The sequence below is a fragment of the Paenibacillus sp. JT31N17 genome (assembly GCF_056269255.1).
This window is the reverse complement of record NZ_JBWDNP010000015.1, coordinates 1-18,128: the sequence shown is the minus strand read 5'-3', so window position 1 is coordinate 18,128 and position 18,128 is coordinate 1. Positions and strand designations below refer to the sequence as shown.

General features: G+C 43.0%; 19 protein-coding genes. 8 read left to right on the top strand and 11 right to left on the bottom strand.

Features of this window, described 5'->3' with window-relative positions:
- Nucleotides 1-65 precede the first annotated feature (65 nt).
- The 4 genes from AC0YOB_RS30685 (at nt 66) to AC0YOB_RS30670 (ending at nt 4,993) form a co-directional block, all read left to right on the top strand.
- Nucleotides 66-1,178 (top strand): GerAB/ArcD/ProY family transporter, encoded by a 1,113-nt coding sequence (locus AC0YOB_RS30685; protein ID WP_475796122.1) that lies wholly within the window; start codon nt 66-68, stop codon nt 1,176-1,178.
- 166 nt (nt 1,179-1,344) lie between these two features.
- The gene (locus AC0YOB_RS30680; protein ID WP_475796009.1) at nt 1,345-2,817 is read left to right on the top strand and encodes a spore germination protein; all 1,473 of its coding nucleotides are present in this window, start codon (nt 1,345-1,347) and stop codon (nt 2,815-2,817) included.
- Nucleotides 2,818-2,843: 26 nt separating this feature from the next.
- Complete coding sequence (locus AC0YOB_RS30675; protein ID WP_475796008.1) at nt 2,844-3,902, top strand: Ger(x)C family spore germination protein; 1,059 nt, start codon at nt 2,844-2,846, stop codon at nt 3,900-3,902.
- Entirely contained in the window at nt 3,902-4,993 is a 1,092-nt protein-coding gene (locus tag AC0YOB_RS30670) for a GerAB/ArcD/ProY family transporter (protein WP_475796007.1), read from the top strand. The genes AC0YOB_RS30675 and AC0YOB_RS30670 overlap by 1 nt, the downstream gene beginning before the upstream one ends.
- 169 nt (nt 4,994-5,162) lie before the next feature.
- Here the strand turns inward: AC0YOB_RS30670 and AC0YOB_RS30665 are convergent, their stop codons facing one another.
- From AC0YOB_RS30665 to AC0YOB_RS30650, 4 genes are all read right to left on the bottom strand, one after another.
- The gene (locus AC0YOB_RS30665) at nt 5,163-5,669 is read right to left on the bottom strand and encodes a GNAT family N-acetyltransferase (protein WP_475796006.1); all 507 of its coding nucleotides are present in this window, start codon (nt 5,667-5,669) and stop codon (nt 5,163-5,165) included.
- A 384-nt stretch (nt 5,670-6,053) separates the two neighbouring features.
- Complete coding sequence (locus AC0YOB_RS30660; protein WP_475796005.1) at nt 6,054-6,437, bottom strand: DUF6220 domain-containing protein; 384 nt, start codon at nt 6,435-6,437, stop codon at nt 6,054-6,056.
- The gene (locus AC0YOB_RS30655; RefSeq protein ID WP_475796004.1) at nt 6,430-6,930 is read right to left on the bottom strand and encodes a DUF6022 family protein; all 501 of its coding nucleotides are present in this window, start codon (nt 6,928-6,930) and stop codon (nt 6,430-6,432) included. Before AC0YOB_RS30655 ends, AC0YOB_RS30660 begins: the two co-directional genes overlap by 8 nt.
- Before the next feature lie 38 nt (nt 6,931-6,968).
- Nucleotides 6,969-7,403, bottom strand: a complete 435-nt coding sequence (locus tag AC0YOB_RS30650) for a DUF6526 family protein (protein ID WP_475796003.1) — start codon at nt 7,401-7,403, stop codon at nt 6,969-6,971.
- Nucleotides 7,404-7,570: 167 nt separating this feature from the next.
- On the opposite strand from AC0YOB_RS30650, the gene AC0YOB_RS30645 reads away from it, so the two are divergent.
- The gene (locus AC0YOB_RS30645; protein WP_475796002.1) at nt 7,571-8,158 is read left to right on the top strand and encodes a TetR/AcrR family transcriptional regulator; all 588 of its coding nucleotides are present in this window, start codon (nt 7,571-7,573) and stop codon (nt 8,156-8,158) included.
- 606 nt (nt 8,159-8,764) lie between these two features.
- On the opposite strand, the gene AC0YOB_RS30640 is transcribed toward AC0YOB_RS30645, so the two are convergent.
- Nucleotides 8,765-9,412: a DJ-1/PfpI family protein gene (locus AC0YOB_RS30640; RefSeq protein ID WP_475788115.1), complete on the bottom strand. Its 648-nt coding sequence runs from the start codon at nt 9,410-9,412 to the stop codon at nt 8,765-8,767.
- Between the two features lie 181 nt (nt 9,413-9,593).
- Between AC0YOB_RS30640 and AC0YOB_RS30635 the strand changes: the two genes are divergently transcribed.
- Nucleotides 9,594-10,190, top strand: coding sequence for a TetR/AcrR family transcriptional regulator (locus tag AC0YOB_RS30635; protein WP_475772888.1), 597 nt, complete (start codon nt 9,594-9,596; stop codon nt 10,188-10,190).
- A gap of 591 nt (nt 10,191-10,781) precedes the next feature.
- Here AC0YOB_RS30635 and AC0YOB_RS30630 read toward each other — a convergent pair.
- From AC0YOB_RS30630 to AC0YOB_RS30605, 6 genes are all read right to left on the bottom strand, one after another.
- Entirely contained in the window at nt 10,782-11,123 is a 342-nt protein-coding gene (locus AC0YOB_RS30630; RefSeq protein WP_475796001.1) for a class I SAM-dependent methyltransferase, read from the bottom strand.
- A 205-nt stretch (nt 11,124-11,328) separates the two neighbouring features.
- Nucleotides 11,329-12,003: an HAD family hydrolase gene (locus AC0YOB_RS30625; RefSeq protein WP_475796000.1), complete on the bottom strand. Its 675-nt coding sequence runs from the start codon at nt 12,001-12,003 to the stop codon at nt 11,329-11,331.
- 76 nt (nt 12,004-12,079) lie between these two features.
- Nucleotides 12,080-12,640: an HAD-IA family hydrolase gene (locus tag AC0YOB_RS30620; protein ID WP_475795999.1), complete on the bottom strand. Its 561-nt coding sequence runs from the start codon at nt 12,638-12,640 to the stop codon at nt 12,080-12,082.
- Between the two features lie 231 nt (nt 12,641-12,871).
- Entirely contained in the window at nt 12,872-13,453 is a 582-nt protein-coding gene (locus tag AC0YOB_RS30615) for a dienelactone hydrolase family protein (protein WP_475795998.1), read from the bottom strand.
- A 476-nt stretch (nt 13,454-13,929) separates the two neighbouring features.
- Nucleotides 13,930-14,148: a WGxxGxxG family protein gene (locus tag AC0YOB_RS30610; protein WP_475795997.1), complete on the bottom strand. Its 219-nt coding sequence runs from the start codon at nt 14,146-14,148 to the stop codon at nt 13,930-13,932.
- Nucleotides 14,149-14,709: 561 nt separating this feature from the next.
- Complete coding sequence (locus tag AC0YOB_RS30605; RefSeq protein WP_475795996.1) at nt 14,710-15,411, bottom strand: L,D-transpeptidase family protein; 702 nt, start codon at nt 15,409-15,411, stop codon at nt 14,710-14,712.
- A gap of 487 nt (nt 15,412-15,898) precedes the next feature.
- Between AC0YOB_RS30605 and AC0YOB_RS30600 the strand changes: the two genes are divergently transcribed.
- Entirely contained in the window at nt 15,899-16,417 is a 519-nt protein-coding gene (locus AC0YOB_RS30600; RefSeq protein WP_475795995.1) for a DUF3231 family protein, read from the top strand.
- Nucleotides 16,418-16,846: 429 nt separating this feature from the next.
- Nucleotides 16,847-18,128, top strand: a 1,282-nt coding sequence (locus AC0YOB_RS30595; protein ID WP_475795994.1) for a hypothetical protein, incomplete at its 3' end; no start/stop codon positions are given.

Here is an 18,128-nt window from a genome sequence, read left to right as displayed (position 1 = left end):
ATGAAAAAAATGGAAGCCTACCTGTATCATTACTTGTTTCTGGGAAGGAGAAAATCATCTTGGAGATGCGTCAACTCACAACGATCCAGGTGGCAGCGGTTCTGATTAGTACAACGGTTGGAGCCGGCGTATTCGCGCTTCCCCGTCTTGCCGTTTTTGCTGCTGATACGGGAGCTCCGCTTATCACATTAATCGGGGCATTGGTCGGATTGTTCGGGCTGCTTCTCGTTACAGTTCTTGGCGTACGTTTTCCTGAAAAATCGATCGTGCAGTACAGCGAGGACATTCTGGGAAGGGGTACCGCATTTGTGGCAAGCATGAGCATTGTTTCGTTTTTCACCGTATGGACTGCGCTCATTTCCCGGGAATTCGGAGAAGTTGTCGTCACATCCCTATTGAGACAGACTCCCTTGGAAGTGACTGTCCTTGTCATGCTGCTGCTTGCCGCAATCTTCGCAAGAACCGACATTGTGACCTTCGTCAATACCCACCTTTTTTATATGCCTTTTATTTTGGTGCCAGGTGTTACCGTTATAAGCTTGTCTTTGAAAAATTCCCATATTCTGAATTTACTCCCGATATGGGGAAACGAGCATCATCAATTGTTTTCCGGGATATTAATGATTGCCGCCTTGTTTCAAGGCTCATTCATCATGACGCTGGTCATCCCATTCATGCGCTCCCCCAAGAGAGCCTATGTGTCCATGCTTTGGGGCTGGGCAGTTCCGAGCGGCACATTTGTACTCATCGTCATTGCTTCTGTAGCCGTATTCGGACCTGAGGAAGTCAAATTATTGATGTGGCCCACCTTGGAATTGGCAAAAACAACCTCGGTTCCGGCTAATATATTGGAGCGGCTGGATGCGGCGCTTCTGGCGGTATTCGTGACCAATGTGTTCACGGCTCTGTTCTCCTGTTATTACTTTATCATCAGATCCTTGACCTATATGTTTCATCTGCGTGATCATAAAATGTTCGTTTATTTCATACTCCCTTTTATCTTTCTGATCGCCATGCTGCCGCAAAACATTCTTCAAATGTACCAGATTCTTGAATTTGTCGGAAAAATAGGACTGATTATTACGATCGGGTATCCAGCCTTATTGTGGATTATGGCTGTCATTCGTAAAAAAAGGGGAGAACCGGATATTATCCGGGACAGCGGCGGGAAAAGGTAGCATATTCTTGGTTCTATAGGCCATTCTCAGCATAACGATCGCTGCTTCAGCTCAGATTCATCACTATCCCTTACCTGATTGCTCTATTGTAAAATAACGGGTATAACTTCAGCTTCAGAACCTCATAATAAGACGAATTACTTATCTTGGACAGGTGGTACGTCTTATGCTCCCCAATATACATAAAGCTTTAAGAGAGCTCTCAAAATCAGATGATTTTCTACAGATAACCCTAAGCATAAAAGATAAGCTACTTCATTTTTCGTACTATAAAACGCTTATAAACCATGAACAATTTCACCATGATTTACTCTCTTTTATTCAAATCTCGAATGGTGAAATCAAAAATTTGCATAATTTAAAGGCCTTGATTCCCATTGAAGGAATCAAACTTTCTTCAGACCTGGAAGAAATTTTACAAAGTTTGGCTCACGGCTCAATTTTCCTTCAAATGGATCCCCATCTAAATGAAGGCCTTTTAGTGAACATCGCGGATTTAAAACTGGGCCATCGTGGTTATAATGATACCGAAAATGAATACAGCGTAATTGGTCCGAAGGTCGGTTTTGTCGAAAATATAGATACCAATATGACTTTACTTCGAAGAGCGCTTGTAACTGAAAAACTTATATTTGAGGAACTCATCGTTGGTTCTATTTCAAAAACGAGAATCGTTATCGCTTATTTGGAGGGTATTACCAATCCTCAACATGTAAATACGGCAAGGCAGAGGCTCTTGGACCTTGATTTTGACGTGGTTTTTGACAGTTCTCTTCTGGAACAACTTATCACAGACAACTCGAATTCTCCCTTCCCGTTATTTTTGTCCAGTGAACGCCTGGACAGAATCATGTATTCTTTGATAAACGGGCAAGTATCCCTTATATGTGACGGTTCTCCTACTGTACTTTCGGGACCCGTCAACTTATTTAGCTTTATAGCTTCTGGGGAAGATTACTATTTGCCGTGGATTTTGGGTTCATTCTTTCGTCTTATTCGTTATTTTGGGATTGTGTTTTCAATGCTGGCTACTTCCTTTTATGTTGCGATTCTTACTTTTCACTACACAATCATTCCCAGAGATCTTTTAGGCCCAATTATCGAATCCAGAATAAACGTTCCGTTCCCTCCTTTGCTGGAAGTCCTGTTCTTGGAAATAACCATCGAGCTGCTGCGCGAAGCCGGGTCCAGATTGCCTACAAAAGTCAGTCAAACGTTGGGCATTGTAGGGGGCATCGTACTTGGGCAAGCAGCGGTGCAAGCTGGTTTAACCAGTAATATTTTGCTCATCATCGTAGCTCTTTCGGCATTGGCATCCTTTACCACGCCTGCCTTTAAAATGTCCAACACGATACGGTTTTTACGTTTTCCCTTGATTATCTTAGCATCCTTGTGGGGCGGTTTAGGCATAATGTTTGGGTTAATGTTTATTTTAGGCCATTTATTGCGTTTGAAATCGATGGGTTCGCCGTATATCGTGCCCGTGTTCCCTTTTCGCCACAAAAGTTTCAACGACAGTTTTATCCGTTCTTCCTTTACCCTTCTTTCTAAACGATTTTTATTTAGTCGTCCTCTCTCGACAAAAAGATATTCCGTGCAAAAAAATAAAGATATCGGTGACGACTATAATAATGAATAGTGTTGCGCAGATAGGAGGATGAATTCATGAAAGGGCATATCCTGGCTCTCCTCTGCTGTTGCCTATTATCCGGTTGCGCGCAAGAGACGATAATCGACCGGATTAGTATTCTACAAAGCATGGGCGTAGACATCGAAGGAGAGACGTATAAGATAAGCGCTTCTTATCCTACGTATATAAAAGCCTTCCGGGAACAATCCGTATCCCCGATAACAGCGGAGTCGAAAATCATGTACGGAATGTTCACAGCCCTAGCTGCCAAGTCTCCTCAACCTATCGAAATCGGTCAAATGCGCACATTGGTAATTAGCGAAAAAATCGCAACAGAAGCCATCTCTGAGCTTGCCGATATCATCAATCGAGAATCCATTAAAAGCAGCAATGCTACCATAGTTATAACAAAACAAAATGCCAGTTCGATAATATCCGAAACGTTAAAAAAACCTCCCTTTTTCTTATCGGAGCTAATCGAACAAAACATGCATCATGGAAATACGCCGATGACAAATTATCATTCATTCATAAATCAGTATTATGGAGAAGGCCAGGATGTTTATTTACCCGTTATCAATAAGGATCAGGGCTTATTACATATGGATGGTGTCGGCGTCTTTAAAGAGGACGAATTAAAGCTTTGGTTAACCAACGAAGAAGGATTATATTTAAAGCTCCTTAAAGACAAAGCCCTGACAGGCGAATATGATTTCACGACCGGTCCAAAAGATATGTATTCCTTTATCATTCTGCACGGAAAGAGAAAAATAACCATCGCGCAAAACGGAAAAGCAGCGATATCCCTTGAATTAACCATAGTGCTTAGAGAAATTCCAGAAAATATAAACGCTCAAAAAAAAGACGATTTGCATAAAGTGAAGAAGCAAATCGAAGAAAAATTAGCTTCGGAAATCAAAACGATGCTAATCCGTTTACAAAATAACAACGTCGATCCTATCGGCTTCGGAGAGCAATACAGGAGGCAGCATAAAAGGTATAGCGAGAACGAATTTAATGGGAAAATCTACCCCAATCTGGATTTTGAAGTTAAGACGAAGATTATTATTTCACACTCAGGGGTTGGTCATTAGTGCAGAATCGGGTGAAGGAAAATTACACAATTTCCGGATACTTTGTATTTTTCTTAATCGGCGTTTCCCAAACTGCCGCTAACATTCTAAATTTTCAAAGTCTTGTCCTTGAGGATGCCGGTCAAGATGCCTGGATATCGATTATCCTAATGGGTTTGAGCCTGCATCTAATCATCTGGATGGCTTATAAGATGCTCGGTAATCCAGCTAAAGACGTAATTGACTTACATCGAAAGATCCTCGGCAGCTTCATGGGCAATGCCGTTTCTCTGCTATTAGTCGGATACTATTTCATAATGGCTCTATTTTACTTCCGAACTTACATTGAAATCATTCAAGTATGGGTATTTCCAACCCTTAGAACGTGGGCTTTGGCAGGTCTCTTAATTTGCATGATTTATTATGTCGTATCCGGCGGTTTCAGGGTTGTTGCCGGGTTTAGCTTTTTTGGGGCTTTGATCCCTTTGCTCTTTTTGCTTTACTTCCCGATGCGACAAGGCGATCTCCATAATTTATTGCCTTTGCTCAATCATTCTTTTCTTGATTTGCTAAAAGGATCTAAATCCTCCAGTTTCATTTTCTTCGGACTTGAAACTTTGCTTATTTACTTCCCTTTCTTGAAATTACCCGAAAAAAACGAAAAATGGGCGCATTTCGCCTTGCTTTTCAGCACATTCAAACATATGGCAATAATCATTGTAACCCTGATGTTTTTTAGTCAGGGACTGCTGAAACATACGATATGGCCAACCTTGGCGATGACGAAAATCGTTGAGTTATCCTTCATTGCAAGGTTCGAATACCTTTTTATTTTTATCTGGCTTTTGGTTATCATCCCGACAGTTTGTATCCCTATTTGGTGCTGTACAAGAATTATGAAAAGAGTTGCTGCGCTTAAACCCCGGCTGTCTCTACCCGTTATACTGGCAGCCCTTCTCATCGCCGCGCTTGCGTTCAAAGAACAAACGAAGATCGGTGCATTAGAAAAAATCATAAATGAGTCAGGATTTTATTTCATCTTTGCCTATATCCCGTTACTATTTATAATCAGTCGCGTTGCATCAAACTCTGAATCCGATGTTGTCAAATAATTCAGAAACTGATTTATTGTGATACTGCCAAAAGGTTATATTTCATTATTCTGCCCACTTAACGGAATGAGGCTGCCGATTTAGCCAGCAGCCTCATTCTGGTGGTTTATTGAGTTCTTGTGCCCGTTGGTTGAACCCTAAGAACTCAGAAATGGATACAATTTAGCATTCATGGGGTGCATACTCCAAATGGTGCATTGAAGAGTCGCAATGCGGTTATTGGCTCATCTTCGAAGATTTCGCCGTTGTCACGGAAGCCGAAGCTTTCATAAAGCTTTTTGGCGGCCACGTTATCAGCCTTATAAGAAATCCAGCAGTAATGAGCAGGCCCCGCCGGAAAGGTGCGGATAAATTCCAAAATTTTTTTCATGGCTTCCCGACCATAGCCCCTGTTCTGGTATTGCTTGTCAATCATCAGTCGCAGGATGCAATAGCTGTCATCTGCGATTGTCAGGCGTTCATATCCGGTGATTCTATAAGTAATCATAACAAAACCGACCGGCTGTTCATCCGCGTAAATGGCAAACGGAAATGGATGTCCCCCATTGGTTGCAAGGACATAACATGAAGCCACGCTTGACAGATTGGACGCAACGAAGCGGCGTTGATCTTCTGAGACTTCCAGGTTAAATATGGAACGTTGATTTTCCAGCGTGATTTTTCTGAGTGTAATCATGCAGGGCTTCTCCTTCATTATCTTTAGTAAATGACATATGGCTCTATGTTTAATCTCCCTTATCGTTTTTGCGCCGCGGTCGCTTAATTAACATACAATTAATGCGAAAAAAGTAATAGACTTATGTTGAATTTTTTTATAGACTATTATGTACCTATGGCTTTTTAGGGATCATCTTTATTTGGCATTATTGGTTAACCGGCACATAATTGTGCCGGTTTTATTTTTTCGTTAACGTAAACTGTTCTTACTTCAATAAACGAAAAAGGAGCTGCCTCGTGGCTAGCTCCTCATTAACGTGCCCAGTTAGCATGCTTACCGTGTATCAGTACCATCTGGAGCAAGAATTAAACGGATTAGAATGAATCGAGGGTCCACTCCGGATCATTGAATTGTTTTGTGGCAGGAGCGGATGATCTCCACGCAACCCCAGAACAGCATAAGGGCGATTACAGGGTGAAGCGCTGATAGTACACCGATCCTTGATGATAATATAGCCGTAAGAAACATACCGATAATCATCCCAAATAATCCGACACTTCTCCAGATTGTTTTTTGGGGCAAATGAGCACCCCATGCCAACACAGTCATAATAAGAGGAAGGAACGCAAAATATCTGGCAAAACTTATGTGGGTATTCCAGTTGGTCGGATCGACAAATAGTGAAAGTCCTGCGAAAAAAACTTGAAGTGCGACGGAGACAGCGAACAGCCAAGCTAAGCCGATAAAAAAGAAACGTGCAATTCGAGGAAAAGGTCGGTCACGCATAACACTCATTCTCTCCGTCCATCAAATCGCCGTTTTCCGGATCTGTGTGTATGATAACATGTGAAATAAGGATGGGGTCGGTCTCGCTAATCACATAGACTTGAGGCGGTCTAGGTATACGCAGACAGGTATGATCATGAAAAACCCGCGTGACCAGCGTTCCCAACTCCCTTCCATTTTCTTGGTGTATCACACTCCACAATCGTCTTTCCCTGTCTTCCCAAAGGCCCCAATGCTCTTCTGATTGGGGAAAAGTTCCAGGCAAAACCGGTCGGGGAAAAAATCCTGCTTCAACTATTTCCGCTTGCAAAAGTTGAAAAAGTTTGAGGCAGAAGAAGCCATAGGCTGAATCTCCCCCTCTTGCAAAAATCCGTTCGATTTCCGTTAGATGCTGTTCCCAAACTTGCTGCCATTTGTTATCAATATATTGCTGTGTGTAAGTTTTCAGCATATTCATGGTCGTCCCCTTGAACGATTCGGTTAGTTTGTTCATTTTATACCTCTACCTCCATTTATTTCATTATTAATTCGTCAAACCCGATCATAATCGGCTTTCCATGTTTTGATAGTCCGCTTGATACTGTCAGGAGTTGTACTATCGTTCGCAGCCTTTTCACATAAAGACAAAAATTCTTCATCCGGAGCAAAACGCAGCGCGATAATTTGGTTCATCGTCAAACGAGGATCGAGCAGTTTGCCAGTCAGTACGAAGTGACGCAGATTTTCTTCTGAGCGAATAGCACGATCCTGAGCTTTACATGCAAATATCCGGGAAAATACCATGGTCATGACGATCATTAGGGAAAGAGATATGGATATCAGGGAGGCAATCAGCGGTGCCTCGCTCCGTCCCGAAATAAACAGATATACGATTGCAGCGGTCAGCGTGATCAAACCGAGCGGCACAAGGAAAAAATGAAAAGCCGGAATCAACCTCACGTAATTGCTATAGTTTTGGGACTTCATGTTGAGCAACCTCCTTTCTCACTAAGATTTTGAGTGAGCGCCCACTCATATTACGACACACACGTTTCTTTAATAGACATTAACTTCACTTGACATTGAGTGGGCGCTCACCCATAATGTAAGCATAAACAGCTTTTCAGACCATGTCAATAGAGCGAGGGATAAAATTGGATTTAAAAACCAAAATAGCTGAAGCTGCCGAGCAAGTGTTATTAACAAACGGACTTGCCAAAACTACAACTAAGGAAATTGCTCGGGCAGCCGGTTGCTCTGAAGGATCGTTATATAATCATTTTAGAAGCAAAGAAGATATATTTCTCCATGTTTTACGGGGACAATTGAAAAATTTTATGAGCACATTAACTTCACTACAGAGCCTTGCTGGTAACGAAACGGTGCGAAAAAACTTAGAGCAGGTAGCTCTTGCGGCGCTGGAGGATTTCAACAATTCCATGTCCTTGATCTGTTCTATTTTCTCGGAACCTGAAATTTTGCATCGTCACCGAGAAGGTTTTACATTGCGGAACGAAGGTCCGCATAGGGCAAACGAAGCCGTGGAAGCCTATTTGTTGAAAGAGAAATATCTTGGCAGAATCCGGGGGGAAATAAATTCGAGAGCCACAGCGGATTTATTGCTGGGTAGTTGCTTTCAACATGCGTTCCATTTGAACTTTTTAGGTAAAGAGGAGTCTCAAGAAGAACGAATTGAATTTGCAAACCGTGTTTTGGATACATTATTTGCAGGACTAGTATGACAATAAATGTCGCCCTTTTATTACCTGAGAAAAAAAGGGCGATAACTCTTCTTGAAACAAACATCAATAGGCTGCCATTTGATAATGGAAGCCTAATTTCTTTTTATGGAATTGAAAATGTACAATGCTGCTCAAGCCTCACAACGAAGGTCATTTAACCCCTACCACGCTCAACTTCCCCGTTAGCGCCGCACAGGAGTTCCTCAGTATTGTGCTATCGGTCCCCGTAAGTGTACTTCATCCTTCATGCAGCCCATATTTACAGAAACGGTGATACCAGCCATCTTCTGTAAACAGTTCTCCATGTAAGCCGTCACTAACTTCTGCTATATTGACCTCATTTACAAGCACCTCGATCTTGTCACCACGATCGTGCGCTTCTTGTAATCCGATTCATGAACGTACACCTTTTCTTGTTGGTAGTTACTTAGTTATTCGGGTTCTCGATCACAATCCCCTTTGCAATGCTAAACTGCCCATTAGTTGAGAAAACGACAGCCTTTAGCTAACTGCCGTTTCTTCGAGTTTATTTAGCTATTGTGCCCAGTTAGTTGAGCGAGCACCAGATTCAATTTGAATAGCATGTGGAGGCTTTCATCTCAAACGTTAACCAAATGTTTTTTCATAGCCATCATACTCTACAGTATCTGCTGTCATGAGAGCCGCTTCTTCACCCAATAATCGTTTGACAAGATGGAAAGTTAAATGTAGCCCCGCATCTGGTCCTTGTGCAGTAATAATGTTTCCCTCATCTACAAACTTTTGATCTCGAATTACCGTGACTTCTGGAAAATACTTCGCGAGGGAGTCCAGCGCTTTTCGGTTGGTTGTTGCTTTTTTTCCATTTAACAGCCCCGCTTGAGCTAGAGCGAATGCACCCGTACAGACAGATGTCATCAATTCTACAGTCTTCATTTGCTCGGTAATCCACAGGATCAACCTTGTATTTGCTATCAGTTTGCGGATTACTGGTTGGAATCCGCCTGGAATCAAAACAATATCAAATTGGGGGGCATTCTCAATGCTGTAGTCGGCCATAATGCGAAGGCCGTTGCTGGCCGTTACCATTCCTCCCGTTTCTGATACCGTATGGACTAGGAATGGCTTATGTTGCTCCTCCACCGAGCCAAAGATCATTTTCTGAACATCTTGAGCACTGTACCGAGTAACTGACAGAATCTCAGACGGACCTACGTAGTCAAAAGCGTCAACCTGATCAAATACGAGCATTCCTACAGACCATTGTTTTTTCATAAGCTTTATTCACTCCTCATTTAAAATGTATGGGCATATCCTCACAAAAAAACCGAACGTTCGTTATATAAATTACCATATTTCTTACTGCCCGTCTACATACATTTACGCCTCTATGACGGACACCTCATTTGTTTTATAATCAATATAACGAACGATTGGTTTTTTAAGGGGGATGGCATTGAGAAAAGGAGAAAAGACAAGGGATTTTATCATCCAACAAGCTGCCGTATTATTCAATCAGAAAGGGTATTTTGGTTCCTCCATTTCGGATCTGTCTCGTGTCACCGGCATGCAAAAAGGCGGAATATATAATCATTTCGAGAATAAGGATCAGCTTGCCCTAGAAGCGTTTGAACATGCTGCAGCAGTATTGAGGGTATGTTACGTGAATGCGATGGTTAACAGTAAAACGGCTTTTGAAAAGCTGTCTGCCGTGATTTCGATTTATCAAAATGCTTATGATTGTCCTCCGCTTGCAGGTGGCTGTCCCGTTCTAAATACAGCCATCGAGAGTGATGACGCCCATCCGGCATTAAAGGAAAAGGCTCAAATCGAAATGGGGAATTTTTTAGAATTAGTTCGTTCTCTTCTTCGGTTGGGTATCGAACAAGGCGAGTTTATAGAAGAGATTGATGTGCAAGAATTGGCCGTCTATATTACCTCAGTTATTGAGGGCGGTGTCATGCTGAGTAGACTTTATGAAGATAATGCGCATATCCGCTCTAACATAAATCGGTTGCTAAGGGAGATTGAACGATACCGAACGGGAAATTGAAATATAAGAACGGATACCTTTAATGACGAGGTATCCGCTTGTCAGGTGGTTTAAAAATTCAGATCATCTAGGGTTCCATGTCATAAATGCTGATTAGCCACACTTAACATGGTTTCAATTGGTTTACGCGCAACTGGTCATACAAGTAATAGTTTTTTTGTCGCTAAACCTATCACACTAGTTCAAAGCATTCAAAATTTTAGTCCGGGCAGCGAGCGATGAAAACGAATTCCAACCCAGGACGATCCGGTGCATCTCGAATATCTTCGACTGGTAAGTCCGCAGCAGCCAAAGAGTCAATAATCTCGGACTGACTCCGGAACCTCAGTGTCGAGTCCGAGGTCAGTACCGTCCCGTCACTATGAAAAATGAACGTGTGCCGGAACGTAACGAGCGGTAGTTGCACACTAACGAGATCAGTCCACGTCTCGACCCTTCCGATTTCAGGTGCTTCAATCACCTGATGGGACTGCTCACGATTCCAGTTCTTCCAGGCTTCCATTGCAGGGTCCCGGACCTCGAAGACAAGCCGTCCACCTGGTCGTATAGCCCCTCGGCAAGCACGGAGAGTTGATATCCACTCTTTGTCAGTTACAAAGACTTGGGCGACGTTGCGCCGGTCATCGTTATTAGATCCACTTGCAATCCAGAAAGCATTCCCGTTGTTCCATGAAACCATTTTACGTTATCCGCATACGACTTACAGCTTGCAATATTGAGCGAAGCAAGGGCTGGATCGACTCCAACAACCTCCTTGCCAAGGGCTGCAAGGCGACAGGCAAGGTTCCCGGTTCCACAGCCAAAGTCAATCACTGATTGAGCATCGAACTCTTCTGTTAGTGCAATATAAAGGTCAAGATCCGGACGTTCTGGCGAATCAAACAAATCATAAACTTCTGCAAGCCTCGGCTCTTCAAAAATCTTATCGGCCATCACTATACCTCCTAGGTTCTCGTTAGTTCTACTCCGTTATCTAGAAGCTATTCTGCCCTTCTCCCTCACCTGATCCTAGCCTTATTCAGGATTACAATTTCAATATTTCGTGGTGCCTTCGCCGTTATCCTGCCCGTTACTTCAACAAACGAAAAAGGAGCCGCCGCGCGGCAAGCTCCTCACTATCGTGCTACGTTAGTTCAATTCACAATATAGATAAACGATAAATAATATCCGGTATCTCCGTTAAGTTATCACAAATTGCATCAGGTTGTGTTAAAGAATAATCCTTGCCTTTTAGAATTGTGAGCATCCCAAGCTCCTTAGCAGGAATGATATCAGCCTTGAGACTATCCCCAATAAATACTGTGCGCTTACTCGATGACTTTAAGTTTTTTAAAGCCATTTGAAATATTGCATGGTCAGGTTTTTTAATATGGACCGCACCTGATGTAATGATGTCAGTGAAATAATCTGACAATCCTAAAGCGATAATTTTGTTCCGTTGGTAAAAGTCCCTTCCATTTGTGATTATTCCTAATTTATACCCTCGCTCCTTTAATGTTTCAAGCATCTCATGCAGTCCAGGGAATCCAACACTGTACACATGAAAATTATGATTCAAATCATCAAGCAATTCAGTATGCAGACTCTTTTCGATATTAAAAATGTCTATTAACTTTTTATAAACGTCCTCTTTAGGCATTATAATATTGTGTAGTTCCGAGAATTTCCCCATAAATTTCTGTTTATCCGGAATAAATCTGAATAGAGAGAACTGTTTATATTGGTAATCCGCAAAGTTTAATAGTGATTGGTCTTTATCAAGCAATGTTTGGTCTAAGTCAAAGATGACTGTATCAATTTTATTTATAACCATATCACCTCCTACAGCGTTTTTATTTGGATGCTGCCCGTTAGCGCAGCTGCCGATCTTCAATTTCTACTTGATGAAATCAAAGGTTTATAAGAAAATAATCTTCATAATTTTCTAAATAAAAATCAGCACCGCCCGTTTTATTTTGAAATAAACATGTCTTTATGCCAAGAGTTTTAGCTGGTAGAATATCTATTTCACGGTCTCCAATAACCAGGTCTATATTGTATTTATTATGTAAGTATATATAGGACTCGGGATCCGGCTTCCTTGAAAACCCATCGTCACCTGCTACTAGTTCTTTAAAATATCCCGCCATATTGTAATAGTTCAAAATATTCAATACTTCTAATCGTGGTTTATGGGTCATGATTACATTGGCATTGGCGGATTTCAGGATATTCTCTACATTTGGAAATGGCGGGGTTTTCTCTGGATGAAGGCTTGATTCCATAATAAACATTTCTTTCACCTGTTGGTCTGAGAGATTAAAATGACTTACGGCATGACTAAATGAAACCTTTAATTGTGATAAAATTTCTTGTCTGGTAACCGAACCACGCAATGCTTCGTAAAATATGTCTGAATAGGCTGGATAGGTATCAAACAATGTTCCATCAAAATCCCATAGTATATTCATAATGATGATCCTTTCTTCCAGACATATATCAAGTTTAAACCAGCCTGCCCGTTAGCTGACCTGAAGGCGGCCAACTGTTCTGGCTGGCTGCCTTCAGGTCCGATTGAACTATCATTCCCCGTTTAGCTTGACTGACTAACCGTATTCAGAAGTCTGTTCCCTTCCCTAAACGGAAACTCGCTTCCACGTGCCGGAGTGACCAAAGTCTAACGACTTCTGTGCGCAAACAGCTCAGTTATCCAGCTGCCGGAGGAATTCCAGTACGCGCTTCAACAGCAGCACCGTCGCTTCAGCGTCATACGACGACAAACTACTGTCGGCGAAGTAGTGTTGATCGCCCGGGTACAAAAAGAGCTCGGCATGATGGGCTGACGCCACGAGCTCATGTGCCGCCTCAATGTCGCCCTCGTCTACGAAATAGGGATCAGCGTCCATGCCGTGAATTTGTACCGGCAGATCCGCTGGCCAGGGGGAGCCGAACATAGAGGCCGGAACGCAGGAGTAAAAGAACAACGCGCCACGGGCATCTTCACGGGTCTGGGCGAGCTTCTGGGCTGCCAATACACCGAGCGAAAATCCCGCATAGACAATCTCACGCGGTAACTCACTGGCTACACGCGCACCGCGCTCCATAATCTCTTCGAACCCAATCTCCTTGACATAGGCCATGCCGTCCTCGATAGTGGTAAACGAGTGACCCTCGAAAAGGTCAGGCACGTGTACAGTGTGCCCTCCCCCTCTAAGCTCGTCCGCGAAGGTGTGAATACCCTTTGTCAGTCCCATTGCGTGGTGAAATAGAAGAACCTTAGCCATTTCTTTTCTCCTCCCATGTGGATTATTATGAAAATTGCGCCTCTTGCTCTTCATAGATTTCGACCTTTTATTGTCGTTAACCTGCCAGCTGGTTGAACAAAGACAATCCATTCGAAAAGGCTTGATTTGTTTCCTTTATTATACAGAGAAGAGGCACAACTTTCTCAAAAGCTTGAGGAAGTTGTGCCTCTTTCATGATAATGACCTTTTCAGCGCCTCGATCAGGGCGGGATCGAGTTGAATTATATATTTTTCTTTCTTTATACACTTTTGTTTTGGGCAATATTGTCGATATCCGTCCCAACTTCCCCAGATACAACCTTTGCAACGATTGGGTTGTCTTTTTATAATTTCCTCGAAGTTTGACCAGACCATCCGCTTTCTTCCCCTTTACTTTCTATCGTGATTTATCTAAAACAAAATCCCCTGGCTGAAATAAGCCGGGGGACTCGTTTATATTGATGTGAGACTAGGATCTAAGTACGCTCCCGGCTTTTACCTCTAAGACCCGCTAAACCGATCAGACCGAGAAGGCCAAGCCAGCCCCAATCCGTACCATTATCATTGTTGTCGCCTGCAGCAGTCGCCCGGTAGTTATTGTCGGTCATGTCCATATTGTTATCCGCGTAAGCCGGAACCAACAACATAGCACACACCACAACACATAAGAAAAAACTTGTGATTAATTTTTTCATCTGTAAAGCCTCCATTTCAGTAAGTTGATTGTATTCCCATTTGTTTTTTCCTCTAAGCAAAAAAATTATTCAAATCATAGTTGAATGTCAGTCCGAAGGCGGCTGGTTAATCAAGACCGTAAGCCCAGCATAAAAAACGTCAGGGTATCGAGCGCACGGGGCTGGGGATAGGTGTGGAAACCCATGGTAAAATCACTTTTGAAACCAACCAGACAACAATTTGTTGATGTCATTTCATGCTTAAGACAGAAAGATCCATAAAAAAAAAGCGCCGATCAAGGCGCTTTTGAGAGTAGTGGTAATCCAAGAAGCCTACCACTGGGTTTATAATGTTGGTCGTAATGGGGGCATGGAATTATATTATGAAGCAGCCCAAGATACGTGACTGAATAAATCAAGAATTACAATTAATTTAATGATAATCAACCGCTAACATCTGATAAAGGGTGGTTATCTCTGCGCGGCAAAACCAAATACATCTCGCATTTTTGCAGAACTATTTAGAGGTGATGGATGCAAGAACAACATCCCGACATGCGGCGCTATTCTTTGATTATCCCCTTATTCTAGCAATCCCAGCTTATTATAAATCTTTATCGACACTACGCCATCCTGTGTCATATCGTGGTCTTCTTGAAATCTTTTTATAGCCCCGGTTGTATCCGAGCGAAATTTTCCATTACATATCCCTTTGTAGTATCCGGCACTTTTCAAACGGGACTGAATAAGCTGGACATCTCCGCCGACGTCATTCTCCGCAAGCTTCCTCGGTTCATGCCCCGGGTCTCCCAGTACATGTCCGTAAATGGTTACTTTTGTTCCAAGTGGAATCATCTCGAATAATTCAATAACATCTCGGTTGTGCATACGGATGCAACCGTGACTTTGATGTTGTCCGATGGAATAGGGCTTGTTCGTGCCATGTATGCCGTAATACCCCCAAGGGACGTTTAATCCCAGCCAACGAGGTCCATACGAAGCTCCCCAGTTCTTCCCTTTATACATGACCTGGTATTCCCCAACAGGGGTTGGGGTAGTTGGATTTCCAACCGCAACGGAATATGTCCTGAATTCCTGTCCTTGCATGCTTACAACAAGTTGATGTTTTAACGGAAATACTTCGATCGAATAAATCCCTTGTTCGGTTACTATCGGTAGCGATGGATCTGCAGAAAGGGTATCTCCGGTCTTTCCAACCATGCAGCAACTTAGTAAAACAATTGCAGCTATGCGCAGTGGCAGAAATAGGATTATTCGGTTCATCTATATCACCACACCTGTAAAAAATTAAGTTGTATCTAATTTATCCGTTTGCTTGATTTTCATCCATGTGAGCGGAGTTGAATACAGCCAATCATTCTTCCTGGCAATCCCGATTCTATGCAAATCCCTGGGCAGAAAGCCCAATATTTGCATGCATAAAGCGCTGAAAATATCAGGTTCATGAAAAGGTGACAGGATGACCATGCTATAATCTCCAAAAGGAAATCATGCGTATGGTTGTAGGTTTCTGAAAGAATCTACGGGGCAAGCAGATCAGTTACGCATTGGGAGGAATATCACGCCTTCGGAATCCTTGGGTCCATGCCATTCCGTAGCAATCATCCAAGCCTGCCGATTCAAGCATGCATAAACTTACAGAGTACTCCAAACAAAAGGAGATTATTGATTGAATTTCTGCTTGCATTAATTCTCAGTTCCTTTGACATAATAAATCAGATTGAAATTTATGAAAAAGGAGCAAAAATTAATGGGAATTTTAAGCGGTAACCAAAAAGATGAACCTATGCACTATGGTGAAATTTTTGGTGTATGGACAAACTCGTTGGTCGCTAAAGGGGCAGTTTCTTGTTATCAAGCATTTTTAAACCACGCTGGAGACAAAGACCTTAAAAAGATTCTGGATGATCTCATTGATCAAGCAAAACTGGAAATTAAAGAATGCGATGAATTGCTTACCGATAACGGAATTGCTCCTGCACCTATGTTGCCTGAAAGACCACCTGTAAAACTTGAAGATATTCCGATTGGCGCAAGGTTTTCTGACCCTGAAATCGGTGCTAAAATTTTAGCTGACTCTTCAACTGGATTGGTCGCCTATAGCCAAGTCATGGGTCAATGTACGAGAGAGGATATTGGTGCTTTATTTGCTAAATATCATCTCACTGCAACAGCTTTCGCGCTTAGAATACTCCATATGAACAAAGAAAAAGGTTGGCTTATCCCTCCTCCACTTCAATTGAAGCGGCCAGAATCTGTTAAAGCATAAAATGTATTAAAATCCTGCTATATGGCAGGATTTTTTATTTTAATCGCATAAGTATCCCCGGCCACGCTAGTTGCACCGCTTATTAACTGTGCCGCTGCCGGCAAATGAGACAACAATCGCCTTGTAATGTCATACCGGCTGCTGTACAGCGGCCAAGATGCCTGGAAATACATCCTTTTGGCAGCTCGGGCAAGCCACTCAACAATGGTTATATCTTCATAAACAGTCAGGAAAATTTCTCTGGATTGGCTTCTCAGCTAGGCTGGTCACAACTCCATAAAATAAATACTCGTAACTAACCTTGAGAATTACCATAATTTCTGCGCTTTTCCGATTCATAAAAGACATATGTTCTTCCAATAATAAGACAGGTTTGGGTCATTACGGCATATGACATTGAACCTAAAATTATTTAGGAGGAAATATGTGATGAATTCGATGTCTCAGCAAGGCGGATTCCAAAGTTCCAAGGGAAAAGCTCAGAATAATACCCAAGCAGACAGATCCCGGACATCAAATGTTGTTCAATCCAACTACCAAGGCGGTATCCAATCGCAAAACGCTAAACCTGTTCTTTCTCAAATCACCAATTCAGCAGCGCAAAATCAAGGTCAATTGTCAAATCAAAATTTTGGACAAACCAATCAATATAACAGCAACAATCCATACTCTCAACCTGTAATAGCTCATACCGGCTACTCGGCAAGACAACAATCGTCCAGTGGCAGTATGGGGTCCCAGCCTTCAAACACGATGCAGTTTAACCAAGCGTTTACGAAAGCTTCAACTCAACAAAACCCGGTTTACCAGGCGACTCAAGCGTACCAGCAGGCAGGTCCCGTTCTTTCGCAGCTTGGATATTCCGCAGGATCGCAAGCCGGCAACTCCCAAGCCGGACAAAATAACGCTTCAACTCAGCAAAACCCGGTTTACCAGGCGACTCAAGCGTACCAGCAGGCAGGTCCCGTTATTTCGCAGCTTGGTTATTCCGCAGGGTCGCAAGCCGGTAACTCCCAAGCCGGACAAAATAACGCTTCAACTCAGCAAAACCCGGTTTACCAGGCAACTCAAGCGTACCAGCAGGAAGGTCCCGTTCTTTCGCAGCTTGGATATTCCGCAGGATCGCAAGCCGGCAACTCCCAAGCCGGACAAAATAACGCTTCAACTCAGCAAAACCCGGTTTACCAGGCAACTCAAGCGTACCAGCAGGCAGGTCCCGTTCTTTCGCAGCTGGGATATTCCGCAGGATCGCAAGCCGGCAACTCCCAAGCCGGACAAAATAACACTTCAACTCAGCAAAACCCGGTTTATCAGGCAACTCAAGCGTACCAGCAGGAGGGTCCCGTTTTTTCACAGCTTGGTTATTCCGCAGGGTCGCAAGCCGGCAACTCCCAAGCCGGACAAAATAACGCCTCAACTCAGCAAAACCCGGTTTATCAGGCAACTCAAGCGTACCAGCAGGAGGGTCCCGTTCTTTCGCAGCTTGGCTATTCCGCAGGGTCGCAAGCCGGCAACTCCCAAGCCGGACAAAATAACGCTTCAACTCAGCAAAACCCGGTTTATCAGGCAACTCAAGCGTACCAGCAGGAGGGTCCCGTTCTTTCACAGCTTGGTTATTCCGCAGGGTCGCAAGCCGGCAACTCCCAAGCCGGACAAAATAACGCCTCAACTCAGCAAAACCCGGTTTATCAGGCAACTCAAGCGTACCAGC

Excerpts from the sequence above, each read along its gene's own strand:
- AC0YOB_RS30685 (WP_475796122.1), top strand. The coding sequence starts at position 66 with ATGCGTCAACTCACAACGATCCAGGTGGCAGCGGTTCTGATTAGTACA.
- AC0YOB_RS30680 (WP_475796009.1), top strand. The coding sequence starts at position 1,345 with ATGCTCCCCAATATACATAAAGCTTTAAGAGAGCTCTCAAAATCAGAT.
- AC0YOB_RS30675 (WP_475796008.1), top strand. The coding sequence starts at position 2,844 with ATGAAAGGGCATATCCTGGCTCTCCTCTGCTGTTGCCTATTATCCGGT.
- AC0YOB_RS30665 (WP_475796006.1), bottom strand. The coding sequence starts at position 5,669 with ATGATTACACTCAGAAAAATCACGCTGGAAAATCAACGTTCCATATTT.
- AC0YOB_RS30660 (WP_475796005.1), bottom strand. The coding sequence starts at position 6,437 with ATGCGTGACCGACCTTTTCCTCGAATTGCACGTTTCTTTTTTATCGGC.
- AC0YOB_RS30655 (WP_475796004.1), bottom strand. The coding sequence starts at position 6,930 with ATGAACAAACTAACCGAATCGTTCAAGGGGACGACCATGAATATGCTG.
- AC0YOB_RS30650 (WP_475796003.1), bottom strand. The coding sequence starts at position 7,403 with ATGAAGTCCCAAAACTATAGCAATTACGTGAGGTTGATTCCGGCTTTT.
- AC0YOB_RS30640 (WP_475788115.1), bottom strand. The coding sequence starts at position 9,412 with ATGAAAAAACAATGGTCTGTAGGAATGCTCGTATTTGATCAGGTTGAC.
- AC0YOB_RS30630 (WP_475796001.1), bottom strand. The coding sequence starts at position 11,123 with ATGGCCGATAAGATTTTTGAAGAGCCGAGGCTTGCAGAAGTTTATGAT.
- AC0YOB_RS30625 (WP_475796000.1), bottom strand. The coding sequence starts at position 12,003 with ATGGTTATAAATAAAATTGATACAGTCATCTTTGACTTAGACCAAACA.
- AC0YOB_RS30620 (WP_475795999.1), bottom strand. The coding sequence starts at position 12,640 with ATGAATATACTATGGGATTTTGATGGAACATTGTTTGATACCTATCCA.
- AC0YOB_RS30615 (WP_475795998.1), bottom strand. The coding sequence starts at position 13,453 with ATGGCTAAGGTTCTTCTATTTCACCACGCAATGGGACTGACAAAGGGT.
- AC0YOB_RS30610 (WP_475795997.1), bottom strand. The coding sequence starts at position 14,148 with ATGAAAAAATTAATCACAAGTTTTTTCTTATGTGTTGTGGTGTGTGCT.
- AC0YOB_RS30605 (WP_475795996.1), bottom strand. The coding sequence starts at position 15,411 with ATGAACCGAATAATCCTATTTCTGCCACTGCGCATAGCTGCAATTGTT.
- AC0YOB_RS30600 (WP_475795995.1), top strand. The coding sequence starts at position 15,899 with ATGGGAATTTTAAGCGGTAACCAAAAAGATGAACCTATGCACTATGGT.